The 24727-nt window shown below is 64.0% G+C and carries 18 protein-coding genes; 10 read left to right on the plus strand and 8 right to left on the minus strand.

Going from position 1 to position 24727, the window contains the following annotated elements:
* Positions 1-290: 290 nt before the first annotated feature.
* Complete coding sequence (locus tag A5892_RS14835) at positions 291-1400, minus strand: threonine aldolase family protein (protein ID WP_064123446.1); 1110 nt, start codon at positions 1398-1400, stop codon at positions 291-293.
* A gap of 442 nt (positions 1401-1842) precedes the next feature.
* Here A5892_RS14835 and A5892_RS14840 point away from each other — a divergent pair, with 442 nt between their 5' ends.
* From A5892_RS14840 to gndA, 6 genes are all read left to right on the plus strand, one after another.
* On the plus strand, positions 1843-2907 hold the full coding sequence (locus A5892_RS14840; RefSeq protein WP_064123447.1) for a LacI family DNA-binding transcriptional regulator: 1065 nt from the start codon (positions 1843-1845) through the stop codon (positions 2905-2907).
* 66 nt (positions 2908-2973) lie between these two features.
* On the plus strand, positions 2974-3759 hold the full coding sequence (locus tag A5892_RS14845; protein ID WP_064123448.1) for a sugar phosphate isomerase/epimerase family protein: 786 nt from the start codon (positions 2974-2976) through the stop codon (positions 3757-3759).
* 89 nt (positions 3760-3848) lie between these two features.
* Entirely contained in the window at positions 3849-4856 is a 1008-nt protein-coding gene (locus tag A5892_RS14850; RefSeq protein ID WP_064123449.1) for a sugar kinase, read from the plus strand.
* Between the two features lie 149 nt (positions 4857-5005).
* Positions 5006-6382, plus strand: a complete 1377-nt coding sequence (locus A5892_RS14855) for an MFS transporter (protein WP_064123450.1) — start codon at positions 5006-5008, stop codon at positions 6380-6382.
* Between the two features lie 136 nt (positions 6383-6518).
* Positions 6519-7505, plus strand: coding sequence for a 2-hydroxyacid dehydrogenase (locus A5892_RS14860; protein WP_064123451.1), 987 nt, complete (start codon positions 6519-6521; stop codon positions 7503-7505).
* Between the two features lie 148 nt (positions 7506-7653).
* The gene (gndA, locus tag A5892_RS14865) at positions 7654-9069 is read left to right on the plus strand and encodes an NADP-dependent phosphogluconate dehydrogenase (protein WP_064123452.1); all 1416 of its coding nucleotides are present in this window, start codon (positions 7654-7656) and stop codon (positions 9067-9069) included.
* A gap of 306 nt (positions 9070-9375) precedes the next feature.
* Here gndA and A5892_RS14870 read toward each other — a convergent pair whose 3' ends face one another.
* A complete protein-coding gene (locus tag A5892_RS14870) occupies positions 9376-10317 on the minus strand; it encodes an aromatic alcohol reductase (protein WP_064123453.1) in 942 nt (313 codons plus the stop codon).
* A gap of 48 nt (positions 10318-10365) precedes the next feature.
* On the opposite strand from A5892_RS14870, the gene A5892_RS14875 reads away from it, so the two are divergent.
* Positions 10366-10833, plus strand: a complete 468-nt coding sequence (locus A5892_RS14875) for a winged helix-turn-helix transcriptional regulator (RefSeq protein WP_064123454.1) — start codon at positions 10366-10368, stop codon at positions 10831-10833.
* 472 nt (positions 10834-11305) lie between these two features.
* Here A5892_RS14875 and A5892_RS14880 read toward each other — a convergent pair whose 3' ends face one another.
* The gene (locus tag A5892_RS14880; RefSeq protein WP_064123455.1) at positions 11306-12961 is read right to left on the minus strand and encodes a glucan biosynthesis protein D; all 1656 of its coding nucleotides are present in this window, start codon (positions 12959-12961) and stop codon (positions 11306-11308) included.
* 250 nt (positions 12962-13211) lie between these two features.
* Complete coding sequence (gene cysB, locus A5892_RS14885; protein ID WP_064123456.1) at positions 13212-14186, minus strand: HTH-type transcriptional regulator CysB; 975 nt, start codon at positions 14184-14186, stop codon at positions 13212-13214.
* Positions 14187-14376: 190 nt separating this feature from the next.
* Between cysB and A5892_RS14890 the strand changes: the two genes are divergently transcribed.
* Together A5892_RS14890 and trxA are read left to right on the plus strand one after the other, a co-directional pair.
* Complete coding sequence (locus tag A5892_RS14890; RefSeq protein ID WP_064123457.1) at positions 14377-15156, plus strand: sulfite exporter TauE/SafE family protein; 780 nt, start codon at positions 14377-14379, stop codon at positions 15154-15156.
* Positions 15157-15331: 175 nt separating this feature from the next.
* Positions 15332-15655, plus strand: a complete 324-nt coding sequence (trxA, locus tag A5892_RS14895; RefSeq protein WP_064123458.1) for a thioredoxin — start codon at positions 15332-15334, stop codon at positions 15653-15655.
* Positions 15656-15804: 149 nt separating this feature from the next.
* Here the strand turns inward: trxA and A5892_RS14900 are convergent, their stop codons facing one another.
* The 4 genes from A5892_RS14900 to hrpA all read right to left on the minus strand — a co-directional run bounded on the left by A5892_RS14900 (position 15805) and on the right by hrpA (position 23114).
* Positions 15805-16902 (minus strand): AI-2E family transporter, encoded by a 1098-nt coding sequence (locus tag A5892_RS14900; RefSeq protein ID WP_064123459.1) that lies wholly within the window; start codon positions 16900-16902, stop codon positions 15805-15807.
* Positions 16903-16920: 18 nt separating this feature from the next.
* Positions 16921-18141: a Bcr/CflA family multidrug efflux MFS transporter gene (locus tag A5892_RS14905; protein ID WP_223302683.1), complete on the minus strand. Its 1221-nt coding sequence runs from the start codon at positions 18139-18141 to the stop codon at positions 16921-16923.
* A gap of 60 nt (positions 18142-18201) precedes the next feature.
* A complete protein-coding gene (locus tag A5892_RS14910; RefSeq protein ID WP_223302684.1) occupies positions 18202-18888 on the minus strand; it encodes an MlaA family lipoprotein in 687 nt (228 codons plus the stop codon).
* Between the two features lie 254 nt (positions 18889-19142).
* Positions 19143-23114: an ATP-dependent RNA helicase HrpA gene (gene hrpA, locus A5892_RS14915; protein WP_064123462.1), complete on the minus strand. Its 3972-nt coding sequence runs from the start codon at positions 23112-23114 to the stop codon at positions 19143-19145.
* 202 nt (positions 23115-23316) lie between these two features.
* Between hrpA and cysK the strand changes: the two genes are divergently transcribed.
* Positions 23317-24285, plus strand: a complete 969-nt coding sequence (cysK, locus tag A5892_RS14920) for a cysteine synthase A (RefSeq protein ID WP_064123463.1) — start codon at positions 23317-23319, stop codon at positions 24283-24285.
* Positions 24286-24727: the final 442 nt, after the last annotated feature.

The raw sequence follows: 24727 nt of genomic DNA on the forward strand, positions 1-24727 counted from the left end.
GCGGCGAACCGCCCGGACGGTGATTACAGTGGTTTACCGCACAAGCCATACTCCTACCCGCGTTTCATCAATGCCTCCCGGCAGAAACGATCGGGAGTCGAGGGGGCGATCCCGCCGCCCCAAGGAGCACGACCTTGGCCGTACTCACATAATCACTACAGCACAATGACGGCGAATGCCAAGGGCATAAACGTCGGTCTCAGCGCGCGCCTACCTAACCAGGTGCAAAAAGAGTGCCCAATGCACTGCGACGGGCAGCACTTTTCTTCCCTTTGCGCCATCGTCGTGCGTCATCCGGCGCTTTGCATCCCGACGCCGGCCAATCCCGCGCGAACGTCCTCGAGCAGCGCATCGACCGCTTCCTTGCTGGTATCCCAAGCGCAGACGAAGCGTGCCCCGCCGTCACCAATGAAGGTATAGAACGTCCAGCCCTTGTCCTTCAGGTAGCGCTGCGCTTTCGCTGGCAGATCAACGAATACCGCGTTTGCCTGTACCGGAAACATCGGGGTGAGGCCAAGTTGCTCCAAACCAGTTCCGAGATGGCGTGCCATGGCGTTAGCATGCACCGCATTAGTGCACCAAGCACCGGTTTCGATCAGCCCGAGCCAAGGCGCGGCGATGAAACGCATCTTGGAAGCCAGCTGCCCCGCCTGCTTGCAGCGGTATTCGAAGCCTCGGGCCAGCTCGCGATCGAAGAAGATCACCGCTTCACCGACCGCGGTACCGTTCTTGGTACCCGAAAAGCACAGCACATCGACCCCGGCTTCCCAGCTCAGCGCCCGAGGCGGCAGATCGAGCGCGGCGCAGGCGTTGGCAAAGCGCGCACCATCCATGTGCACCTTGAGTCCATGCCGGTCCGCCATTTCACGTAGCGCTGCGAGCTCATCGGGACGATAGAGAGTGCCCACCTCGGTGGACTGGGTAATCGACAGCGCTCGCGGCTGCGGGTAGTGGATGTCCCGCCGACGCACCACCATGCGTTCGACGTCCAAAGGCGCCACCTTGCCATCGTCGCCGGGTACGCTGAGCAGCTTGGCACCATTGGAGAAGAACTCCGGCCCGCCACATTCATCGGTTTCGATATGGGCGAGCTGATGACAGATCACCGACTGATAGGGCTGGCAGAGCGTCGCCAAGGCCAACGAGTTCGCCGCGGTGCCATTGAACACGAAGAACACTTCGCAGTCGGTCTCGAACAGCTCACGGAAGCGGTTAGAAGCACGCGCGGTCCAGTCGTCGTTACCGTAGGCAGGCACATCGCCTCGATTGGCTGCGAGCAGATATTCAAGCGCCTGAGGGCATATTCCCGAAGTGTTGTCGCTGGCGAGAAAACGCGGCGAGGCGGCCTGATCCGACAATTCGTGCCGTGTCTGCCGACTGCCGGTTGGATCCTTCGTCATGACGGTTCGACCTCGTAACTATCCGTAAATTCCCCGCCGTGACGCCATCGCCGCCGACGATCGCGCCACGGCGTTTCGATGCAGGCGGCCAAGGCCACCATAACCCCAAGTTACGCCTGTCATCATTCGAATGACATCCCCCTCGGGCGCCTGAGCCCAGGAGGCACGGTCACCATGGTGCCCGCCGGCAGCAAGACGGAACGAGGCGTGGTCTCTGTGGCATGGCGGGATATGACGTAGGACGAGCGCGGGCACGGCGTGCCCCTCTTTTTCGACCGCGGGGTGAAATCGGTCCCTCGAGATTCACCGCGACATACGCCGGCCCTGAGGCGTCTTCGCCGATGGTCGAATTCCGCCGCTTCTAAGCGCTGGACTAGAGTGTCAGCCAACCTCGGGATTGGAACGCCCGCGATCTGAAATCGTTACCAGGAAGGCCTTCGCCATGGATAGAGTCAGAGGCGCGCTCGCGCAGCGCAGCAAGCGCATCACCATCCACGAGGTCGCCGAGGACGCAGGAGTTTCCAAGACCAGCGTCTCGCGCTATCTCGGCGAAGAACGCAAGCTGCTCTCCGAGACGCTGCAGATACGCATCGAAGCCTCCATCGCGCGCCTCGGCTTCCGACCCGATCGCATCGCCAGCAGCCTGCGCGGAAGGCGTACCCGGCTGATCGGCATGGTCGTGGCCGACATCACCAACCCCTACACGGTGATGATGATGCACGGCGTCGAAACCGCCTGCCGACGACTCGGCTATACCCTGGTGGTATGCAACACCGACCGGGACGCCGAACTCGAACGCAACCATCTGGAAGTGCTGCGCGCCTACAGCGTCGAAGGACTAGTGATCAATACCCTCGGCCAGGAGCGCGAGACACTGCACCAGTTGGTCGAAGAAGGTCTACCGATCGTGCTGGTCGACCGCCGGGTGGAAGGCCTCGATGTACTCACCGTCGGCCTGGACAATCGCCAAGCGATCCGGCTCGGCCTCGACCACTTGGTCGAGTGTGGTTTCAAGGAGGTGCTCTACATCACCGAACCACTGGCGGGGATCAGTTCACGCCGCGAGCGGGTCGAAGCCTTCGAAACGCAGATCCGGGCACGCTCGGGCCAGCTCACCGGCGCGCTGCTGACGCTGGATGGGGATCATCAGGATCAAGCGCTGATCTCGAGGCTCGATCGAATGCTGCACGAGGCAACGGCGCCGGCGGCGGTGTTCTGCGCCAACGCACCGGTGACGCTACGAGTCTGTCAGGCGCTCGATCGTCTCGGCGCATTGAAAGACGTCGGGCTGATCGCGATCGATGAGCAGGACTGGTCTGCGCTGGTCGCAGGCGGAATCACCACTCTCGCCCAGCCCACCGACGCGATCGGCGAAGCAGCGATGACCGCCCTGGTCCACGGCGGGCACGATGGGGATGGCGAGCTTTCCCATCGCGTGTTTCCAGCCACGCTCAAGCCTCGCGGTTCGACCACCGCCCGCGCCAAGCCGATGCACTCCAACGCTTGATCCATGCCGCTAGCGGATGCCGGAAGCGCCCGTCAGCCCCCAAATGACCGACCAGGATAGATATCGATGAGTACACCCGTCTTCGTCTGCACCTCTTCTTTCGGCGCCCGTTACGTGCGCCAGCACGGGCAGGCCCATGCGGCACGGCTGGCGCGCGACGCCGGTGCCAGTGGCGTGGAGATCCGCCAGGAGCTGATCGATCTGCGCGACCAGCCCTTGTCCCGACTCGGTGCCGATATCGCCGAACTGGGGCTCGATTGCCACTACTCGAGCACCGAGCTGCTCTGGCTCGGCGAGCATCTCAATGACCGCATCGAAGAGTCGATCGAGGTCGCGCAGACGCTGGGCGCCAAGCTATTGAAGGTGGCGATAGGAAATCTGCCGGAGCGCGAGGAGGTACGCGACGAGACGCTGGCCAAGCTCGATCGGATGCTCGAAGGCCGCTCGCTCGTGCTTGCGCTCGAGAACGACCAGACCCCAAGAGCTGGCACGCCCGAGGCGCTGCTGGGGGCGCTCGACGCATTCGATCGCGCGGGCATTTATGTCGGCATCACTTTCGATATCGGCAACTGGCGCTGGCTCGGCATCAATGCCCACGATGCGGCACAGATGCTCGGCGAGCGCGTGATCTACGTGCACTGCAAGGGGGTGGTCCAGCGCCAGCAGTCGCTTCATGCCACTCCCCCGAGCGCGCTGGAACTCGCCGAATGGTCGGCCTATTGGCATCAGTTCCCAGCGCAGGTGGCACGCAGCATCGAGTTTCCGCTGGTCAGCAGCGACGATATCGATCACCCCGATGAGACCCTGGTCGCCGCCGCGCGCCCGTGGATCGAGCGCCTCGCCCACTTCTGAAACAAAGCTCATCCGCGGCGAAGGGACGAGCGCCAGAGCTTTTCCCTCGCCTTCCCGGGTCATCTTGAACTGGCAAAGGAACCGTTACCATGACTCCATCGCATCGCCATTCCACCAGCGCGGTCGAAAGCGATTTCGACTACGACGTCGCCGGCTTCGGCGAAAGCATGGCGCTGTTCACCGCCCAGCAGGCGGGCGATCTGGCCCAGGCGACGCAGTTCGAGAAAAGCGTCTCCGGCGCCGACAGCAACGTCGCCACGGGGCTGGCCCGCCTCGGGTTCAAGGTGCTCTGGCACTCTCGCGTCGGCGCCGACAGCTTCGGGCGTTTCATCATCGACGCCCTGCAGCGCGAAGGCATCGATTGCTCACCAGTGAGCACCGACGACGACGCCCCCACCGGCTTCCAGATCAAGTCGCGTCGCGAGGACGGTAGAGACCCCGAGGTCGAGTCGTTTCGTCGGGACACCGCGGCCAGCCGGATGTCGATCGACGATATCGACGACCGCCTGCTCCGCGCTCGTCACCTGCACTGCACCGGGATTCCTCCCGCGCTTGGCCCGCGCGCCCGTGAGCTGAGCCACGAGGCGATGCGCCGCATGCGCGCGGCGGGGCGAAGCATTTCCTTCGACACCAACCTGCGCCCGGGACTGTGGCCCGACCGCGCGACCATGGTGGCGGAGGTCAACGCCCTCGCCTGCCTCGCCGACTGGGTGCTGCCCGGCATCGAGGAAGGGCGGCTCCTGACCGGCCACCAAACCCCCGAAGCGATCGCCGACTTCTATCTCGCGCGCGGCGTGAAGCAGGTGGTCATCAAGCTCGGCGCCGACGGCGCCTTCTACAAGGATGCCAGCGGCGAGCGCTTGCGCCAGCCGCCGATTCCGGTCGCCCAGGTGGTCGACACCGTGGGCGCCGGGGATGGCTTTGCCGTCGGCTTCATCAGCGCCCGCCTCGACGGACTGGACGCCGCCGCCGCGGTGCTGCGCGGTGCGCTGATCGGGGCGCGCCAGGTGCAGGTACTCGGCGACAGCGCCGGCCTGCCGGATCGCGCCGCGCTGGAGCAGCTGCTAGCCGCCCGTCCGGTGACCAGCCCGGCCTGAATCTCTTCTACCCCGGTCGGTGTCGCCCAAACAGGCAATGCCGGCAGGTCGCCCCAGCAGGACCAGTGACGGCGCCCAACGATACCGCCTACCAGCGTAGCGAGCGCCTTCTCGACTCTCATCCGCGTGATGGCACGGAGACTATTTCCATGGCCACGATGTCCACTACCAGCCACGGCTCCCAACAGGCCGAGGCAAAGATAGACAACAAGGATCTCAGACGCGCCGCCTGGGCCTGCTCGCTCGGCAGCGCCCTGGAGTACTACGACTTCGCCCTCTACAGCCTCGCTTCGGCGCTGATCTTCGGGCCGCTGTTCTTTCCCGAGCAGACCGTGGCGATGCAGCTGATCCTGAGCTTCGGCACCTACTTCCTCGGCTTCGCCGTGCGTCCTATAGGCGGCATCGTATTCGGTGCCCTGGGTGATCGGCTCGGGCGCAAGTTCGTACTGACCACCACGGTCATGCTGATGGGGGTCTCGAGCACCCTGATCGGCCTGCTGCCGACCTTCCATTCGGCCGGCTACCTGGCGCCCGCGCTGCTGGTGATGCTGCGTATCTGCCAGGGCCTCGGCGCCGGCGCCGAGCAGGCGGGCGCCGCGGTGCTGATGACCGAGTACGCGCCGAAGGGCAAACGGGGCTTCTATGCCGCGCTGCCGTTCACCGGCGTGCAGGCCGGCACGGTGCTTGCCGCCGGGGTCTATTTCCTGATGCTCTACGGCGTCGAGGACATCACCGCAAGCTGGCTCTGGCGCGTGCCCTTCCTCTGCAGCGCAGTGATCGTCGGCGTAGCGCTCTACATGCGACTGCACATGAAGGAATCACCGACCTTCACCAAGCTCGCCGCCCGCGAACAGGTCGCCGAGAATCCCCTGCGCCAAGTGATTCGCCACTCCAAGCGCAACGTGCTGACCGGCATCGGCCTGCGCATGGCGGAAAACGGCGGGTCGTCGATCTACCAGGCGCTGGCGGTCAGCTACATCGCAGGCGTGGTCGGCGTGCAGGGGCCGATCGGGGCGCTCTCGCTGGTGAGCGCCGCCACCATCGGCGCATTCACCGTGCTGTTCGCCGGCATCGCCAGCGATCACTTCGGCCGGCGGGCGGTCTACCGTTTCTTCGCCATCTTCCAGCTGGTGATCGCCTTTCCGGCCTGGTGGGTACTGAGCCAAGGTGAGATCTTCTCGACGATCGCGGCGATCACCGTCGCGCTAGGGATCGGCACCTGGGGGATGTTCGGCACTCAAGGCTCACTGATGCCCGAGCTGTTCGGCGCCCGCTATCGCTACATGGGCGTGTCGATCTCACGCGAGGTATCCTCGGTGCTCGCCGGCGGTATCGCTCCGCTGATCGGCGCCGCGCTGATCGCCGCCACCGCGGCCTGGATGGGCGGCGACCCGGCGATGCGCGTCCATGCATGGATACCGATCGCCGCCTATTTGTCGCTGCTCACCTTAATTACCGTCGTGGTCTCCTTCCGCATGCCCGAGACGCTCAACCGCGATCTCGATGCCCACGAGGACGCCAAATGAGCCTGAACCCGGACTTAGCTAGACCACCGGCAAACGTGGCATGCTGTGACGACCTCAAGGCCCAGTCGCCGCAGCCGCTCCAACGTCCAACTCCGCGAGGGCCTTCCGCCCTCGCGCTTCGACAAGGAAACGATCGATGAGCAAAACCGTGGTGGTGTTCAATCGCCCTCTCGAAGAAACGCTCAAGGCCAAGCTCGAGCAGCACTTCGAAGTCGCCGACTATTCCCATCTCAAGGATCCGAGCGAGGACCCCGGCTTTCTCGAAGCGCTCGGGCGCGCCGAGGGCGCGATCGGCTCGAGCCTCAAGTTCGGCCAGGCGTTGATCGACCGCGCGCCCAACCTCAAGGTGGTCTCGAGCATCTCGGTGGGCGTCGACAACTTCGATGTCGAGGCGCTGAGCCGACGCGGCATCCTGCTCTGCCATACGCCCGACGTACTGACCGAGACCACCGCCGACACCGGCTTCGCCCTGATCATGGCCACCGCCCGCCGCGTCGTCGAGCTGGCCGACTGGGTGCGCGATGGCCAGTGGAAGGAGAGCCTCACCCCGGCGCGCTTCGGCGTCGATGTCCAGGGCGCCACCCTCGGGGTGGTCGGCATGGGCCGGATCGGTGCGGCGATCGCCCGGCGCGGCAAGTTCGGCTTCAACATGCGGGTGCTCTATCACAATCGTTCGCGCAACCAGGAGTACGAAGGCGAGATCGGCGTCGAGTACTGTGAGCTCGATGCGCTGCTCGAACAGTCCGACTTCGTCTGCGTCACCGTGCCGTTCTCGAAACAGACCGAAAAGATGTTCGGCAAGCGCGAGTTCGAGCTGATGGGACCGAAAACGATCTTCGTCAACATCGCCCGCGGCGGCGTTGTGGACGAACCAGCACTGATCGAGGCGCTGGAGCAGGGTACAATCCGTGCAGCCGGCCTCGACGTATTCGTCAAGGAGCCAATCCCCGCAGACAACCCGCTGCCGCGAATGCGCAACGTCGTCGCCCTGCCCCATATCGGCTCGGCGACCGATGCGACCCGCTACGCGATGGCGGAACTGGCGGTCGACAACCTGGTTCGCGGCCTCGCCGGAGAGCGTCCAAAGGCCCCTTACAACTGGAAGGATCTGGATCGGGATTGAGCGTTGCCGCGCTGGGACCACCCGAGCTGCAAGTGTTGTAATATGACGAACACGAACGACGCGGGCGAACCCGAACGCCTGCGTCGGCGCTCATTCCCCCGTTGCGACGAAGCTTCCGGTTCATCCCCCAATCAACGGAGCATGTGTAATGTCCAAGCAGCAGATCGGCGTCATCGGCATGGCAGTCATGGGGCGCAACCTAGCGCTCAACATCGAAAGCCGTGGCTATAGCGTCTCGATCTTCAACCGCTCGCGCGAGAAGACCGATGAAGTGATGGCAGAGCATCCCGACAAGCGCCTGGTGCCCAGCTACAGCATCGAGGAGTTCGTCGACTCGCTCGAAAAGCCGCGCCGCATCCTGCTGATGGTCCAGGCAGGTGAAGCCACCGACAAGACCATCGACGCGCTGAAACCGCACCTCGACAAGGGCGACATCCTGATCGACGGCGGCAACACCCTTTACACCGATACGATTCGCCGTAACAAGGAGCTTTCCGACGAGGGCTTCAACTTCATCGGCACCGGCGTCTCCGGCGGTGAGGAAGGCGCACTCAAGGGTCCGTCGATCATGCCCGGCGGACAGCGCGAGGCCTACGAGCTGGTCGCACCGATTCTCGAGAAGATCGCCGCCCGCGCGCCGGACGGTGAACCCTGCGTGACCTACATCGGTCCGGACGGCGCCGGCCACTACGTGAAGATGGTGCACAACGGCATCGAGTACGGCGACATGCAGCTGATCGCCGAAGCCTATGCGCTGCTCAAGCACAGCCTGGGGCTCTCCAACGCGGAACTCGCCGAGATCTTCACTGAGTGGAACAAAGGCGAACTCGACAGCTACCTGATCGAGATCACCGCGCAGATCTTCACCAAGCGCGACGCTGACACCGATGCAGACGTACTCGATGTGATCCTCGACTCCGCCGGACAGAAAGGCACCGGCAAGTGGACCAGCAAGAGCGCGCTGGACTTCGGCGTACCGCTGCCGCTGATCACCGAGTCGGTGTTCGCCCGTTTCATCTCCTCGCTGAAGGAAGAGCGGGTCAAGGCCTCCAAGCTACTCAGCGGTCCCAAGCCGAAGCCCTTCGACGGCGACCGGGAAGCGTTCATCGAGAACGTGCGCCGGGCCCTGTACCTGAGCAAGATCACTTCCTATGCTCAGGGCTTCGCCCAGTTCAAATCGGCTTCCGAGAGCTTCGGCTGGGATCTCAAGTACGGCGAGATCGCCAAGATCTTCCGCGCCGGCTGCATCATCCGCGCGGGCTTCCTGCAGAAGATCACCGACGCCTACGAGGATCAGCCGGACATCGCCAACCTGCTGCTCGCCCCCTACTTCAAAGGCATCGCCGATGAGTACCAGGCGGCACTGCGCGACGTGGTGGCCTATGCGGTCCAGCAGGGCATTCCAGCACCGACCTTCTCCTCGGCGATCGCCTACTACGACAGCTATCGGTCCGAAACGCTGCCGGCCAACCTGATCCAGGCCCAGCGCGATTTCTTCGGCGCCCACACCTACAAGCGGCTCGACCGCGAAGGTGTGTTCCACACCGAATGGCTGGAAAAGTGATCCATCGTTGAGCGGCGTACCTCGCCGCTAAAGAGCAAAGGGCTCGCCGTCAGGCGGGCCCTTTCGCTTTGGGTGCTTCCGCTTTTGGTGAATCGCCGGGAACTGGTCCAGCGGTTCGGTGAGCACAATCGACTGCAACATACCTTGCTAGCGCAACCGCATAGAGCAATGGCGTCTAACCATATCGACACCACATCCATTTCCTCTGGCACGAAGCTCGCAGCCATCTCTGGATACGGGTCACAGATGCGTTGTGCCTTCTCCACCACGGTGTGCTTCGATCTCGCAAATTCCGCTTACGAAACCCTAGCTGCGGCTCAGATTTTCCCGCGCCCATTGCTGCACACCGATGACATCCATTCCATGCTGGGTGTTGTAAGCCTTGGCCACATCCCACGCCACTCCTCGGCCCATGGCGAAAACCGCCCGATACTTGCATAGGGTGTCATCCGGCTTTGCTGCCAGATCGGCCTGCAGTTGCTGCACGCTCCACTCTCGCCGTTCAATGGATCGTCCGGTGACACGCTCGACCACATCGGCTAACTCGGCATACGTCAGCGTGTCGCCGGCGGTGTATATCACTTGGTTCGCGATACGCGGTTCTTGCAATACGATGGCGGCGGTCAACTTGCCGATATCCTCCGGCGTTGTAACCGTCACAGCGGTATCCAGGCTGCCGAGCGCATTGACCCGCCCGGCCTGCAGGTCGACAACGCCGAACGATGGTTCGAACAAGAAACTTGTGAACATCCCAGTCGACACGATCACCCACTCAGTCTGGTGTTGGGAACGTAGCATGTCCCGCACGTCCAGCTGTTCGTCGAATAGATCCTGGGGGCTGCCTCGGCCGATGAGGTCGTAATCGACACCGAACTGCCACGGAAAATAGCGCTTTACTCCCGCTGCCAGCGCCGCTTCGGTCAACTTGCGCTGAGTGCCTCGGCCGGCGGCAAAGCCCACGCAACTTATCACCGTGTCGTAGCGCGCCATGACAGCGGCGAGTTCTGCCACTGTGGCATCGATCAAATCGGCAAGCTCGATGGAGATACCCAATGCGCGGATCTCTTCGATTTTCCCACCCTTGCCCGGCTCCTGCTGACTATCCAGCGATCCATGACGCAGAAGCACGCTAATGTTCACGTCTTGCGTCATTGCCCGAGCAGCCAGCCCTCGCAACAGCGATAGCCCCAGTTCTCCAGCCCCCAATACCAGAATGCGCTGTTTGACGTTTGCGATATCGGCTTGCATGGTTAGCTCCTGTGCAAAGCATTTCAACTTCGGACCGGAGATCTTGTCATGGCCATCGATACGCAGAAAGTAGGTACATCGGTGATACCTAGCGGTCTCGACGCGCAGGAAATAGTACGACGGTCTCAAGCGGCCTGTGCCGCGCTGAGCGAAGACGACGATGGCCTCAAGCGAGATATCCTGAGCCACTCAGGTAATCGGTGGTCGCTAGGGGTGGTCCACGCGCTTGGAGTGAGCAGCCCCCTGCGTCATGCCGAGTTACGAAGGCGGCTAGATGGCGTAACTCAACGCATGCTCACCCATACACTGCGCCAGCTCGAGCGGGATGGGTTAATCATGCGCCACGACTTCCACGAGAAGCCCCTTCGCGTAGAGTACTCTTTGACTGACCTGGGGATGGGGCTGCTGGTGCAGATGATTCCGCTGTGGACTTGGGTGTTGGAGAACGCTGATGGTTTTACAGCGGCGCGCCAACGCTATCACCAGCAGGCCAACGCCGCGCCAGCGTCGACATAGCGCATCAGCTATCCAGTATTGAGGCTGAACCCAAGGCTGCGATGATGGCCAAACCTTCAGGCACGAGCAGTCATCAAGGAGTGAATCACATCCGTCGTCGGTGACGTTTTTTCCTTCAGTATTCGTCGCCGAATATTCAGCCGCAGCCCTCGCCCTCCTCGCTCAACTCCGTACGAAGCCACCAGGCGATGCAGCACCTTTTTGGCGCTCTGGCTCTTGTCGATCGCGTACGAGTCGAAGAATTTTAGACGCGCACGGACGATGCAATCGATTTTGCCAGAGAGAGACGATGGCGATGATCGAGCAGGCGTAGGCGTAGGCAGAGGCGGGCCGGAAGGGCGCAAACCGTCGGCTCTTCAGCCGCGTGGAGCATCCGAGCCGTACGGCCGTGGCGGTGAGTCCAATATCGTGATCACCGCCACGGACAGGCGTACCTCAGGGCTGGCTCGAAAGCCAGCCATCGCCCAAAGCGTCAGCTCATCACGCGATCGTCGATATAGCGACGCTCTTCTGGGGGCGGCGGGAAGTACTGGTAGAGCCAGGTCTCGCTCAAGGTATCGTCACCGGAACGCAGGAACAGTCGCATATCGATCGGGTCCACCGCGTCGCTGGTCGGATACCAGTCGAACAGGATGCGATAACCGTCGAACGGTTCGACGTAGAGCACATGGACGTCCCGAACCTCCCCGCCGGAGATGGTGATCACCGGCTCGATGCCGCCGCCAGAGGGATTCTTCAGGCTGTCGCCGACGAAATCGACCGCGAAGCGACGCGCCCATACCTCGGGGAAATGCTCACCCGGCGCCCATCCCTCGATGAAGCCCCCCATCCCGGTGCGGGTCGCGTAGACGTTCGCCAGCGGGCTGCTGACCGGCGGCCTGGCGCTCCAGTACAGTCGATAGCGGTAGCTGTACTCCTGCCCCGCTTCGATCGACTTCTCGGGCTGCCAGAAGCAGACGATGTTGTCGAGCGTCTCGCCGGTGGTCGGGATCTCGAGCAGGTTGAGCGAACCTTTGCCCCAGTCGCCGAGGGGCTCGACCCAAAGGCTCGGACGCTTGTCGTACCAGCCGACGATATCCTGGTAATTGTCGAAGTTGTGGTCGAGCTGGAGCAGCCCGAAGCCCTTCGGGTTGTCATCGGCGAAAGCGTTGAACTGCAGCTTCTGCGGATTGTTGAGCGGGCGGCAGACCCACTCGCCATTGCCGCGCCACATCGCCAGGCGATCGGAGTCGTGGATCTGCGGGTGGATGGTGTCGCACATCCGCCGTTCGTTGTTGCCGCAGCTGAACATGCTGGTCATCGGGGTGATCCCCAGCTGCTCGATCGCCGCCCGGGCATGGATGTGCTTGTCGATCTCCATCACCACCCGCTCCGCTTCGCAGTGGATGACGAAGCGATAGGCGCCGGTGGCGCTGGGACCATCGAGCAGCGCATAGACGGTGAACGTGGTGTCGCTGGCCGATTTCGGCGTCTCGAACCAGAAGGCGACGAAGTCGGGAAACTCCTCGGTCTGGTCGGTGAAGGTGTTGATCGCCAGGCCCCGGGCGGAAAGGCCGTACTGGTAGGTGTCGTCCACCGCGCGGAAGTAGCTCGCGCCGAGGAAGGAGACCACGTCGCGACTGGTCAGCTCCGGTGCCTTGAACACCTTGAAGCCGGCGAAGCCGAGATCGTCCTGGCCTTCCAGTTGGGAAGTATCGACACCGGCGTCGTTGTAGTTGAAAAGCTCGGGACGGAAGTGCACCTCTCGCGCCTGACGCTGCTCGGGATCCACCGAGAACATCCTCACCCGACGCTTGAAGCCCATGCCGACGTGGAAGAACTGCACGTCGAGCTGGCGCCCTTCGATGTCGTACCACAGCGAGTGCTCGGCGTCGTACTGAATCGCGTTGTAGGCTTGCGGAGCGAGAGTGGCCAGCGTGCCCGGCAGCTCGCCGGGTGGGCCGCTGAAGGGCTGGCGGGACAGGTCCAACGCCATCTGTCGCAGCGTGTCGAAATCGAACGTGGTCGCGCTACCATCGGCGATATCCACATCGGCGGCGAGCGCCGAACGCGAAATCGCCGCCATCGAGGGGGCGCCAAAATAGGCGGCGAAGGCCAACGAGGCCTTGAGAACAGCTCTACGATCCATACCGAAAATCGTCCTGTGTGGGCGATGGGTTGTTCGCTGGGAGCAAAGCGTAGGCCGCGGGCCAAGCTCCAGAGGGTTCGACGGTATACGACAAACGTAAATCCGTATAGTGCCCGACGTCTTGTCTAAAAAGTGGCTGAGCTCGACGATCGCGGGTTGAAAAGCGCCTCGAGGTAGTCCTGCCTCAGCAAGACCTACGCCGCCTACCCGCTGCGCTCGCCGACTTTTCAGACCAAACCTGACTCGACCTTCAGCGTATCGGCAGTTCGACGCCGTCGAATACCGATTCCTCGTGATTCACCCCTGCGGCCATCGCCGCCTCGACCCGGTCGCGGTCCAGATGCGGCGCCAGTCGCTCGAGGAAATCGAACATGTAGCGACGCAGGAAGGTCCCTCGCCGGATGCCGACATTGGTGGTCGAGAACTCGAACAGATGAGAGGCATCGACCGCCACCAGCCCCTGCTCATCGGCCTCGACCGCCATATGCGCGACGATGCCGATGCCCATTCCCAGGCGTACGTAGGTCTTGATCACATCCGCATCGGCGGCGGTGAGCACCACGTTGGGGGTCAGGCCGCGCGCACGAAAAGCCTCGTCGAGCTGCGAGCGCCCGGTGAAACCGACGGTGTAGGTGATCAGCGGCAGCTCGGCGAGCTGCTCGAGTGTCAGCTCGCCGGGCCCAATGCCGGCCAACGGGTGCCCTTCAGGCACCAGCACGCAGCGATTCCAGCGATAGCAGGGCAGCACGACCAGATCGTTGTAGAGCCCGAGCGCCTCGGTGCAGATGGCGAAGTCCGCCTTGCCATCGCAGACCAGCTGGGCGATCTGTCGCGGATCGCTCTGGTGCATGTGCAGCGCGATACCGGGGTAGCGCTCACCGAAAGCCTGGATCACCGAGGGCAGCGCATAGCGCGCCTGGGTATGGGTGGTCGCGATGGTCAAGGCACCGCGCTTTTCGTCGCTGTGCTCCTGCGCCACCTGCTTGATGTTCTCGACCGTACGCAGCACTTGGCCGGCGAGTTCGATCACCGACTTGCCGGCCGGCGTCACCCGGGTCAGGTGCTTGCCGCTGCGGGCGAAGATCTCGACACCGAGCTCGCCCTCGAGCAGGCGAATCTGCTTGGAGATCCCAGGCTGGGACGTATAGAGGCTCTGCGCGGTGGCGGAGACGTTGAGATTGTGGCGGGAAACCTCCCAAACGTAGCGTAGCTGCTGCAGTTTCAACGCTAGTGCCCTCTAGAGGATCGCGGATCTGCTAATGCTATCAAGGAATAAAATCATGAACAAATGTTCCTTTTGGCTATAAATCATAGGCTTTAGGTTGCACGCACTCCGCCGTGCGGCCGCCCTGCAATCCAACGGGTTGTGCTATTCCCATCCCGCCGGCGACTTCACCTCGACCCGAGTCACTCGCATGGAACTGAGTCAATTCCTCTTCTACGTCGTCGCTGGCGCCGGCGTCGGCCTCGCCATGGGCTGCACCGGCATCGGCGGAGGCTCGCTGATGACGCCGATCCTGCTCGCCGTCGGCATCCCGCCGCAGGTCGCGGTCGGCACCGACCTGCTCTACGCCTCGGTCACCAAGGTCAGCGGGCTGATCAGTCACCAGCGACGCGGCAACATCGACTGGCGAGTCATGGGACTGATGAGCCTCGGCAGCGTACCCGCCGCCTTCCTCACCGTGATCGCCCTCGACCGCTTCTTCACCGACTCCCAAGGCTATGCGTCGCTGCTAACCGACGTGCTCGGCGTGATGCTGATCATCACCGCAGTGATCCTGATCCTGCGTGGACCGCTGGTCCGCCTGGCGCTGCGCCACGATGCCTGGGTCAGCCGGCGCGCGCCCACCTTGACGGTGCTCTCCGGCATCCTCCTCGGCATCTGCGTGACGCTCTCCTCAGTGGGCGCCGGGGTATTCGGTACCGCGGTACTGATGCTGCTGTACGCGCGCTTCGCGCCGCGCAAGATCGTCGGCACCGACATCGCCCACGCAGTGCCGCTCACCTTCGTCGCCGGCACCGGGCATCTGTTCCTGGGTAACATCGATTTCGCCCTGCTCGCAGCGCTTCTGGTCGGTTCGATCCCGGCGATCCACTTCGGCGCGGTGCTGGCCCAGCGGATGCCCGAAGCGCTGCTGCGCTGGATCCTCACCCTGCTGCTGCTGGGACTCGGCCTGCGCTACGCGCTGCTGTGATTTTTTTTTGAGCGTTTGAACGAGCGGCGAGGCCACGGGCCCGGGCGGGATAGCAAGCCTGTATGGGAGCGATCGTCGGTGGGTATTTGCCCCCCGCACGCGCAGCCGCTACCATCTGCTCATTCGATCGTACCCACCTTGGTGGGAGCGGTCCCCCAACTGACTGGAGATTCAGATGGCCAACAACGTGGACGTCACCGGCAGCAACTTCGATCAGGAAGTACTGCAGTCCGACAAACCCGTACTGCTCAAGTTCTGGGCCCCCTGGTGCGGCCCTTGCAAGATGATGGCGCCGGTGGTCGACGAGGTCGCCGAAGAGCGAGCGGAAGGCCTCAAGGTCGTCAGCATCAATGTCGATGACGCAGCCGAGATCGCCGCTGAGCAAGGCGTGCGCGGTGTGCCCACCGTGATCATGTTCAAGAACGGGCAGAAGATCGCATCGCTGGTCGGCGCCCAGTCGAAGTCCCAGCTGACCCAGTTCATCGATCAGAACGGCTGAATCGATGGCGCTGCGAGCCCGATGCAGCGAGCATGATGAAATAGCGACGAAAAGGAAAAGTCCCGCCTGATACCAGGCGGGACTTTTCTTTGGCTACTCGCACATCACCGAGGGCGCGAACGCAGGGCGCTCGCGACGAGCGCCCCGCCCTAACGACGGCTGCGCCGCCGACGCTCCTCGGTGGGACCGATCAGCACCGACAGCCAGCGGGTGTCGGGGTGGCTGTCGAGCAGGATCTTAAGCGACATGGTCAAGGGCACCGAGAGCAAGAGCCCTACCGGACCGAGCACCCAGCCCCACACCACCAGCGACATGAACGCCATCAGCGTCGACATGCCCAAGGCGTGCCCCATCAGACGGGGCTCGATGATGTTGCCGGTGATGAAGTGGACCGAGCCGAGCACCCCACCGAGCACGATCGCCAGCAGCACACCGCCATCGGGCATCACCAGCGCCAGCAGCACCGGCGGGATGGCTGACAGGAAGGCGCCGATGTTGGGGATGAAGTTGAGCAAGAAGGCCAGCACCCCCCAGATCAGCGCGAACTCCACGCCCAGCACCCAGCAGGTCAGGGTAGTGAGGACGCCACAGGCAACGCCGATCTCGCTCTTTACGATCAGATAGCGCTGCAGGCTCTCGGAAAACTGCTTGAACCGGGTCAGGCTCTTCTGCGGATTCTCGAAGGCGATCTTGAGCTTCTGCGGCAGATCGAGGATCTCGTAGATCATGAACACCACCATGATCACGATGATCACCGTCTGCGACAGCGTATCCCCCACGCCGCTGAGCAGCGTCGGCATGTACTGCACCAGCTGCGAGGGATCGAAACTGCCCGCGATCGCGCCGCGATCGATCGGCACGCCGAAGTCCTCGATCCAGTTCAGCCCCTGGCCGTAGAGCGCGCTGAGCCGGTCGGAGATCATCGGCATCTGATCGCTGAACTCGCCGAACTGGCTGCCGATCAGCAGGGTGAAAAGGCCGATGATCAGGCTTACCAGCGCGAGCACGACGCACACCGCGAGGGTCACGTTCCAGCCACGCTCGACCAGCCATTTCACCGGCCGGGCACAGAGGATCGCGATGAACAGGCTCATCAGGATCGGAATCACCAGCGTGCTGCCGAGCCTGAGCCCGCCGATGACGATGAAAAGCGCCGCAGCGACGATCACCAGGGTGAAGGGGATCGTACTGACGTTTTCCGTGCCCTTCTGCTCGTTGTCGTCCGACGGACGCTCGGGATCCACCATGGCAGCTATCGCTCCGAGTCAAGAATCTTTCGACGACGCACCCAGCGCCGCCCTGGCCAGCATGCGCCGCTCCGAGAGCCAGCGCAGCAGCAGGTTGGCCCCAAGCGTGCTGAGCAGCATCATCAGCACCATCGGCCATACCCCCGAAATCCCGATCGCACTGATCAATCCCCCCGAAAGCGCGCCCGCGGTGAACTGCACGCAGCCGAGCACCGCATTGGCGGTCGCGCTCATCTGCGGAAAGTAGTCGAGCATCGAGGAGACCGCATTGGGGTTGATCAGTCCGCTCATGCCGACGAAACACATCACCAGCACGGCGATGACCGGCACCGAATCGAGACCCAGCGCCACCGTCACCGCCAGAGCGATACCCGCACAGAGCTGGATGCCGAGACCGATCTTGAGCAGCCTGCGCGGCGAGTGGCGGGACAGCAGCCGGATATTGACGCGATTGGACCCCGCCATCACCAGGATGTTAATCCCGAACAGCAGCGGGTAGGCCGCCGGCGAAACGCCATAGTAGTCGAGATAGACATAGGGCGAGCTGGTGATGAACGCGAACATCCCAGCGAACGACAGCGCCACGGCGAAAATGTAGCCCATCGCCGCCCGGTGGGTGACGATCTGGCGATAATGGCCGAGCACTTGCCTTGCAGAGGCCGGGCGCTCGGGTCGCACCGACGTCTCCGGCAGCAGCCAGAGCACCGACCCCAGCACGCCCAAGCCGTAGACCGCGAGGAAGGCGAAGATCAGCTGCCAGCCACCGATGTAGAGCATCACGCTGCCCAGCGCCGGCGCCAGCAGCGGTGCCAGCAGCAGGATCATCACCATGGTCGAGAGCACCTTGGCTGCCTCTCGGCCGGAAAAGCAGTCGCGTACGATCGCCGGCGAGTTGACCACGCAAGCACCGCCGCCGAGCGCCTGGATGAAGCGCCAGAACCACAGCGCATGGAGGCTGTCGATCATGGTCAGCGCCAGGCTCGAGACGATGAACGTCAGCACCCCACCGATCAGCACCGGGCGGCGGCCGAGGCGATCGGAAAGCGGACCGAACAGCAGCTGGCCGAAGGCGAAACCAAAGAGGAAGATGCTGATCGAAATCGAGGTGTGGTGGACGCTCGCACCGACGTGCTCGGCGAGCATCGGCATCGCCGGCAAATAGGCGTCGATGGCGAATGGCGCCAGCGCGGTGTTGGCCGCAACCAGCAGCGCCAGACGCCTGGCACTGATCGGTTTCAAGGGTCGCTCCTGCATACCGCGGAAGGACATGGAGCGCCGGTCGGCGCTCCATGGGATGGATCACTGCGATGGTGTATCGGATGCCGGCTCGGGCTCCTGGTAGTCGAAATCACCGCTGGCGAACGGGTCGTCTCCCTGCCCACCATCGATCTCGAACTGCCGACGCTGCATCCAGGCATCGCGGATGAAGGTATAGCGATCGCCGTGGATCAGCTGCTCCTGGTCGAGATAGCCTGCCCGGGTATTAACCACGTCGATGAAGCGCAGCCCCCAGCGCACGTAGTTATCCTCGATGTGGCGGGTCGCCGAAACGTACCAGTCTCCCGGCAGGCCGGCAGTGTCGCGCACCGTGCTCGGACCGAGCAGCGGCAGCATCACGAAGGGACCTGAGTTGGCACCCCAGGCGGCGAAGGTCTTGCCGAAGTCCTCGTCGCGCTGCTCGATCCCAAGGCCTGTGGCCGGATCGAGGAAGCCACCGAGGCCAAGCGTGGTGTTGATCAGGAAGCGGCCAAGCGAAGCACCGAAGATCGCCGGATTGCCCTGGAGCACCCCGTTGGCCATGTTGCCGACTTCGGAAAGGTTGCTGAAGAAGTTACCGATGCCGTCCTGGACCGGCTGCGGCGTGACCGCATCATAGCCCTGAGCGACCGGCCGCAGCGCGTAACGATCGAGCGTGTCGTTGAAGCGGAACACACCTCGGTTGAACCCTTCCCAAGGATCGTTCGGGGTGCCGTCCTGTGTATACATCCCAGCGCAACCGCTCAGCGTCGCCGACGCCGCCGCGGCGAGCGCGAGTCTGCTCCATCCATTCATACCGTTGGTTCCCTTGTATTCAGACGCCACAGGCTGTTCCTCTCGCCATCGCCTAGTTCCGCGGAGCCTCTGGCGAGAACCTTTGGAAAAAAACGTCCCGGCATCGTTGGTTAGCCACGCTCGGACTCAATCGCACCATCATAGCAGGACCAAGCCCTCCGGCAATCGAGCATCTCGATCACGGATCGCTATCCGACATCGCTCGCCTCGCGCCAGCGCTTCTCGAGCCGCTTCGCCGATACCGCCTCGAGGGTGCCAAGCTGCTGAGCGAAGAGCGAGACGCGAAACTCCTCGAGCCACCAGCCGAACTCCCTGAGCCAGGGCTCCACCAGGCCGCCCTTCTCACCACGCGCGACCCGCTCGTCCAACCGGCGCTGGAACATATTGACCTCTTCCATCGCCAATTGATCCCGACGCACTTCGCGTGGCGCCTTTTCGAGCCGGATCAGCGCCGCCTGCATGTAACGCGGATAGTGGGCAAGCCACTCTCCCGCCTGCTGGGCGAAGCCTTTGTGCACCAATCGCGCCATCTGCGCCTTGAGATCGGCGTAGGTCAATGCAAGCTCGAAGCCGATCCGTCCTTTCTTCAGCGCCCGCATCACCTCGAGATGGCCCTTGAGCGCGGCTTCGAGCTGGTCGAGCAGACGTTCGGCGAGCTCACCGAGCTCACCGCGCCGCTGGTCGAGTCGCTCGCGCATCTCGCCTGCGGAACGTGGCAGCGGATCGAACGAGAAGGCGCGAAGAAACAGCGCGTCGATGAAGTCATCGATCAGTTCACGCTTGGCGCCGACCTGGGCATAGAGCAAGGCGATGCGCTCGAGCCGGGGGAGCCTGGTGAAATAGCGCAGCTGATCGGGCAGCGCTCGCATCGCCGCGCGCTTGACCCCATGACGGTGCTGCTCATAGGCCTTCCCGGGATGATCGAACAGCTGGATCCCAAGGGTCTCGCCCTCGTCGACCAGCGCCGGAAACAGCTCGACCCGAATGCCTGCCTGCTGGCGCTGTTCGCGTTCTGGAATCGGCGTCTCGGGCCAGTGGGAGAGCCCGCTTCGCGAAGCCTCCCGTCCAGCGCCGGCGAGCGCCGCGGCGCCCTCGCTCGCGGCCCCGCGAAAGCGCGCGATCAGCGCATCGAGGTCACGCCCCTCGCCAAGGATTCTTCCATCGTGGTCGATCACCCGTACGTTGAAGCGCAGGTGGTCGGGCAGCTCGATGGCCTCCCAAAGGCCAGCCTCGAGTCGCGCACCGGTCTTCCTGCGCAGGAACTCTCCTAGCGCCGCCCCCATCGGTTCTCGTCCCGGCGTGATCGCCTCGAGCGCCGCGTCGACCCAATCCGGAATCGGCACCACCTGGCGACGATACTGCTTGGGCAGCCCCTTCATCAGCGCGATCGCTTTCTCCCGGCGCAGCCCCGGCACCAGCCAGTCGAGCCGCTCGCCGGGCAGGGTGCTGAGCATCAGCGCAGGCACCGTCACGGTCACACCGTCATCCGCCGCGCCCGGAGCGAAGTGGTAGGACAGCGGCAGCTGGACGCCGGCGAGCTCGAGGGTGTCGGGGTACTGGACCTCGGTCACCTCTTCGGCCGCGCGCGCCATCAGCGCCTGCTTGTCGAGAAACAGCACCCGGGGATCGACGCGCTCGGCCTGCTTGCGCCAGTGCTCGAACGAACGGCCATCGTAGACGTCCGCGGGGAGACGCTGGTGGTAGAAATCGTAGAGCGTCTCTTCATCGACCAGGATGTCGCGACGCCGTGCCCGGTCCTCGAGCGACTCGACCTCGTCGATCAGCGCTCGATTGTGGGCGAAGAAAGCGCCCTGGGTACGCAGCTGCCCCTCGACCAGCGCAGCGCGGATGAAAATCTCACGCGCTTCCACCGGCGCGATCGCACCGAACGCCACCTTGCGCTGGTTGACCACCGGCAGGCCGAACAGGGTCGCCTGCTCGAACGCGACCACCTGGGCACGCTTGGCCTCCCAGTGCGGCTCGCTGTAGCTGCGCTTGAGCAATCGCCCGGCCGCCGCCTCGACCCATTCGGGCTTGATCATCGCAAGCTCCCGGGCGAACAGGCGCGAGGTCTCGAGCAGCTCGAACGCCATCACCCACTTGGGCGGCTTCTTGCCCAGCTGCGAGGCCGGATGGATCATGAACTTGCGGTTGCGTGCGCCGAGATACTCCCGTCCCTCGAGCTTGAGCCCCAGATTCGACAGCAGCCCGCTGAGCAGCGCCTGGTGGAGGCGCTCATAATCGATCTCCCGCTCGCCCTGGCCCGCTTCCGCCTCGCCGAGCTCCAGCTCACGAGCGAGTTGGCGCAGCTGACGAAAGGTGTCATGCCACTCGCGAAGGCGCATGTAGTTGAGATAGCGACTGCGGCACCAGCGTCTGAGCGCTGCCGCGGACAGCTCGTCGCGGGCCGCCTCGAAGCCGCGCCAGAGGTTGATCCAGGCGGCGAAATCGGAAACCGGGTCGCTCCATTCACGGTGGGCCTGATCGGCCGCCTCGCGCTTGTCGCCAGGCCGTTCACGCGGGTCCTGCACCGCCAGCGCGCTGACCACGATCAGCGTCTCGCGCAGGCAGCCGAGCTGGCTGCCCGCCAGCACCATCCGCGCAAGCCTGGGGTCGATCGGCAGTCGCGCCAGCTTGCGCCCAAGCGGGGTGATCCTGGTCTCGTCCACCGCGCCGAGTTCGTCGAGCAGGCGAAAACCATCGCGGACGAAACGCGGGTCGGGCGGATCGATGAATGGAAAATCGGCCACGTCGCCGAGCTTCAGTGCCAGCATCGAGAGAATCACCGAAGCAAGATTGGTGCGCTGGATCTCGGGCTCGGTGAAGGGCGCTCGGGAGAGGAAATCCTCCTCGCTGTAGAGGCGGATGCACAGCCCCTCGGCGACGCGCCCGCAGCGTCCCTTGCGCTGTTCGGCGCTGGCTTGGCTGACCGCCTCGATCGGCAGTCGCTGGATCTTCGAGCGATAGCTGTAGCGGCTGATCCTGACCAGCCCAGGGTCGATCACGTAGCGGATCCCTGGGACGGTCAGGGAGGTCTCGGCCACGTTGGTGGCGAGCACGATACGCCGGCCGGTGTGGGGCGCGAAGACGCGATTCTGCTCGGCATTGGAGAGCCGCGCGTAGAGCGGTAGCACCTCGGTGTCCCTGAGCCCCGCGCGGCGCAGGGTGTCGGCAGTCTCGCGGATCTCGCGCTCACCGGGGAGGAACACCAGCACATCGCGGGGCCCCGTGCCCCAGCGCTGCTGCCGTTCGACCGCCTGGATCTCCTCGACCGCATGGAGTATCCCCTCCTGCAGGCTGAGATCCTCTTCGTCGTCACCATCGCGTACCAGCGGCCGATAGCGGGTCTCGACCGCGAAGGTACGTCCCGAGACCTCGATGATCGGCGCAGGCACCAGCCGTCCTTCCCGCTCACGGCCGAAATGCCGGGCGAAGCGTTCAAGATCGATGGTCGCCGAGGTGATCACCAGTTTCAGATCATCCCTGCGCGCGAGCAGCCGCTTGAGATAGCCGAGCAGGAAGTCGATGTTGAGACTGCGCTCGTGGGCCTCGTCGATGATGATCGTGTCGTAGCGCAGGAGATCAGGGTCGTGCTGGGTCTCGGCGAGCAGGATCCCGTCGGTCATCAGCTTGACCCGGGTGTTGGGCCCGGTGTTGTCGGCGAAGCGCATCTGGTAGCCGACCGCCTCGCCGAGCGGAGTATCGAGCTCCTCGGCGAGCCGCGCCGCCACCGAGCGCGCGGCCAGCCGCCTGGGCTGGGTGTGGCCGATCAATCCCCGCGCACCGAGGCCGAGCTCGAGGCAGAGCTTCGGCAGCTGGGTGGTCTTGCCGGAGCCGGTCTCGCCTGCGATCACCACCACTTGGTGGCGGGCGAGCGCCTCGAGGATGACCTCGCGCTTGCCGCTGACCGGCAGCGCCGCGGGGTAGTCGAGCTTGAGCGGCTGGGACCGGCGCGCGGCCACCCGTGCGCGGCTCGCCTCGAGACGAACGGCAAGCTCGGCCGCCGCGCGATCGACAGGCTTGCCCTGCGCTGCGCGTCGTTCGAGCCCGGCGAGCCTTGCTGCGATCGCGCGAGCATCGACAAGCGTGGCGTCGGCGAGGCTCGAACGCAGGGCGGCTAATGAAGGTGAGTCGGGATGGGATGGCGCGAAATCGCTCAAGGCGGCCTCTTGATCGAAGCTGACTGACCTGACGGGCGTGGCGCCCGCGTCGGCGGCAATGGTAATCCTCCATTCTAGCGCCGAGGCTGCCGATCCCCAAACTTGCGCCGGCTTTGTCAAGCGAGGGCGAATGGGCCTAATCTGGACCCCACTCGGTGCATCGCGCGCCGCCTCTCCCGCCATTGAAAGGACAGGTCATCAGATGGGCAAGATCTTCTCCGACAACTCCGAGACCATCGGTAACACGCCGCTGGTGAAGCTCAATCACATCACCTCCCACCCACGTCTCTACGCCAAGATCGAGGCCCGCAACCCGGCGCTCTCGGTGAAATGCCGGATCGGCGCCAACATGATCTGGGACGCGGAGAAGCGCGGTGTACTCAAGCCCGGGATGGAAATCATCGAGCCGACCTCGGGCAACACCGGCATCGCGCTCGCCTACGTAGGCGCCGCGCGCGGCTACAAAGTGACCCTGACCATGCCCGCGTCGATGAGCCTCGAGCGCCGCAAGGTGCTCAAGGCGCTAGGCGCCGAGCTGGTGCTCACCGAGCCGGCCAAGGGCATGAAGGGCGCGGTCGACAAGGCCACCGAAATGCGCGACCAGGCACCCGAGCGCTACTTCATGCCGCAGCAGTTCGACAACCCGGCCAACCCCGAAATCCATGAGCGCACCACCGGACCGGAACTTTGGGATGCCACCGATGGCGAGCTCGACGTGCTGGTCGCCGGCGTCGGCACCGGCGGCACGCTGACCGGGATCTCGCGTTACTTCGAGCAAGTCAGAGGCAAGCCGCTCTATTCGGTGGCGGTCGAGCCAGCGGAGTCGCCGATCATCTCGCAACGGCTCAACGATCAGCCGCTCACTCCCGGGCCGCACAAGATCCAGGGGATCGGCGCCAATTTCATCCCCTCGAACCTCGAGCTGTCGCTGGTCGACCGGGTCGAGCCGGTCGCCGCCGAGGAAGCGATCGAGATGGCGCGCCGGCTGATGAGCGAGGAAGGCATCCTCTGCGGGATCTCCTGCGGTGCGGCGGTGGTCGCGGCGCTGCGGCTCGCGGGCGAAGCTGAATTCGCCGAGCGCGCCATCGCGGTGATTCTCCCCGACAGCGGCGAACGCTATCTCTCGAGCCCGCTGTTCGAGGGACTGTTCACCGAAAAAGAGCTCGGCTGAGCAGCGCTATTCGTCCACGCTCCACGCAGCGGGCCCGGCATTCGCCGGGCCCGCTCAGACTGCTGACAAAGTATTTGAAGATGCCACGATGGTTTCCAGCCGCCTCCGAGAGCGCGCTGGACGGCAATCGATTGCACCGGGGTTTGCGACATGGATGTCGCAAAAGGCGCGCCCGGACAGGGACGTCCATGCGCGCCGACCCGAGGGCAAGCGATTGATCGGCCAGGGTTTCGCGATCTCGTGGCGGCGCGTCCCCTTTCAGGGGGAGCGCGAGGGGTCCGCCCCTCGCATCTAAACGAGCGATAGGCTCGTTGGAGCGAAAACGGTTCTCCACTCGCCAGGATCGAAAGCGTCGCTGGGTCTAAAGGGGTTTGTCATTAATCTGCGGGCCCGGCATTCGCCGGGCCCGCTGTTTTTTCACCCATGATCCGATGCCGGCTGC

It is taken from the genome of Halotalea alkalilenta, from assembly GCF_001648175.1.
Classification (GTDB): domain Bacteria; phylum Pseudomonadota; class Gammaproteobacteria; order Pseudomonadales; family Halomonadaceae; genus Halotalea; species Halotalea alkalilenta_A.

What these genes read in the sequence shown, in the direction of transcription:
- A5892_RS14835 (WP_064123446.1), bottom strand. Translation starts at nt 1,400, where the DNA reads ATGACGAAGGATCCAACCGGCAGTCGGCAGACACGGCACGAATTGTCG.
- A5892_RS14840 (WP_064123447.1), top strand. Translation starts at nt 1,843, where the DNA reads ATGGATAGAGTCAGAGGCGCGCTCGCGCAGCGCAGCAAGCGCATCACC.
- A5892_RS14845 (WP_064123448.1), top strand. Translation starts at nt 2,974, where the DNA reads ATGAGTACACCCGTCTTCGTCTGCACCTCTTCTTTCGGCGCCCGTTAC.
- A5892_RS14850 (WP_064123449.1), top strand. Translation starts at nt 3,849, where the DNA reads ATGACTCCATCGCATCGCCATTCCACCAGCGCGGTCGAAAGCGATTTC.
- A5892_RS14855 (WP_064123450.1), top strand. Translation starts at nt 5,006, where the DNA reads ATGGCCACGATGTCCACTACCAGCCACGGCTCCCAACAGGCCGAGGCA.
- A5892_RS14860 (WP_064123451.1), top strand. Translation starts at nt 6,519, where the DNA reads ATGAGCAAAACCGTGGTGGTGTTCAATCGCCCTCTCGAAGAAACGCTC.
- gndA (WP_064123452.1), top strand. Translation starts at nt 7,654, where the DNA reads ATGTCCAAGCAGCAGATCGGCGTCATCGGCATGGCAGTCATGGGGCGC.
- A5892_RS14870 (WP_064123453.1), bottom strand. Translation starts at nt 10,317, where the DNA reads ATGCAAGCCGATATCGCAAACGTCAAACAGCGCATTCTGGTATTGGGG.
- A5892_RS14875 (WP_064123454.1), top strand. Translation starts at nt 10,366, where the DNA reads ATGGCCATCGATACGCAGAAAGTAGGTACATCGGTGATACCTAGCGGT.
- A5892_RS14880 (WP_064123455.1), bottom strand. Translation starts at nt 12,961, where the DNA reads ATGGATCGTAGAGCTGTTCTCAAGGCCTCGTTGGCCTTCGCCGCCTAT.
- A5892_RS14890 (WP_064123457.1), top strand. Translation starts at nt 14,377, where the DNA reads ATGGAACTGAGTCAATTCCTCTTCTACGTCGTCGCTGGCGCCGGCGTC.
- trxA (WP_064123458.1), top strand. Translation starts at nt 15,332, where the DNA reads ATGGCCAACAACGTGGACGTCACCGGCAGCAACTTCGATCAGGAAGTA.
- A5892_RS14900 (WP_064123459.1), bottom strand. Translation starts at nt 16,902, where the DNA reads ATGGTGGATCCCGAGCGTCCGTCGGACGACAACGAGCAGAAGGGCACG.
- A5892_RS14910 (WP_223302684.1), bottom strand. Translation starts at nt 18,888, where the DNA reads ATGTATACACAGGACGGCACCCCGAACGATCCTTGGGAAGGGTTCAAC.
- cysK (WP_064123463.1), top strand. Translation starts at nt 23,317, where the DNA reads ATGGGCAAGATCTTCTCCGACAACTCCGAGACCATCGGTAACACGCCG.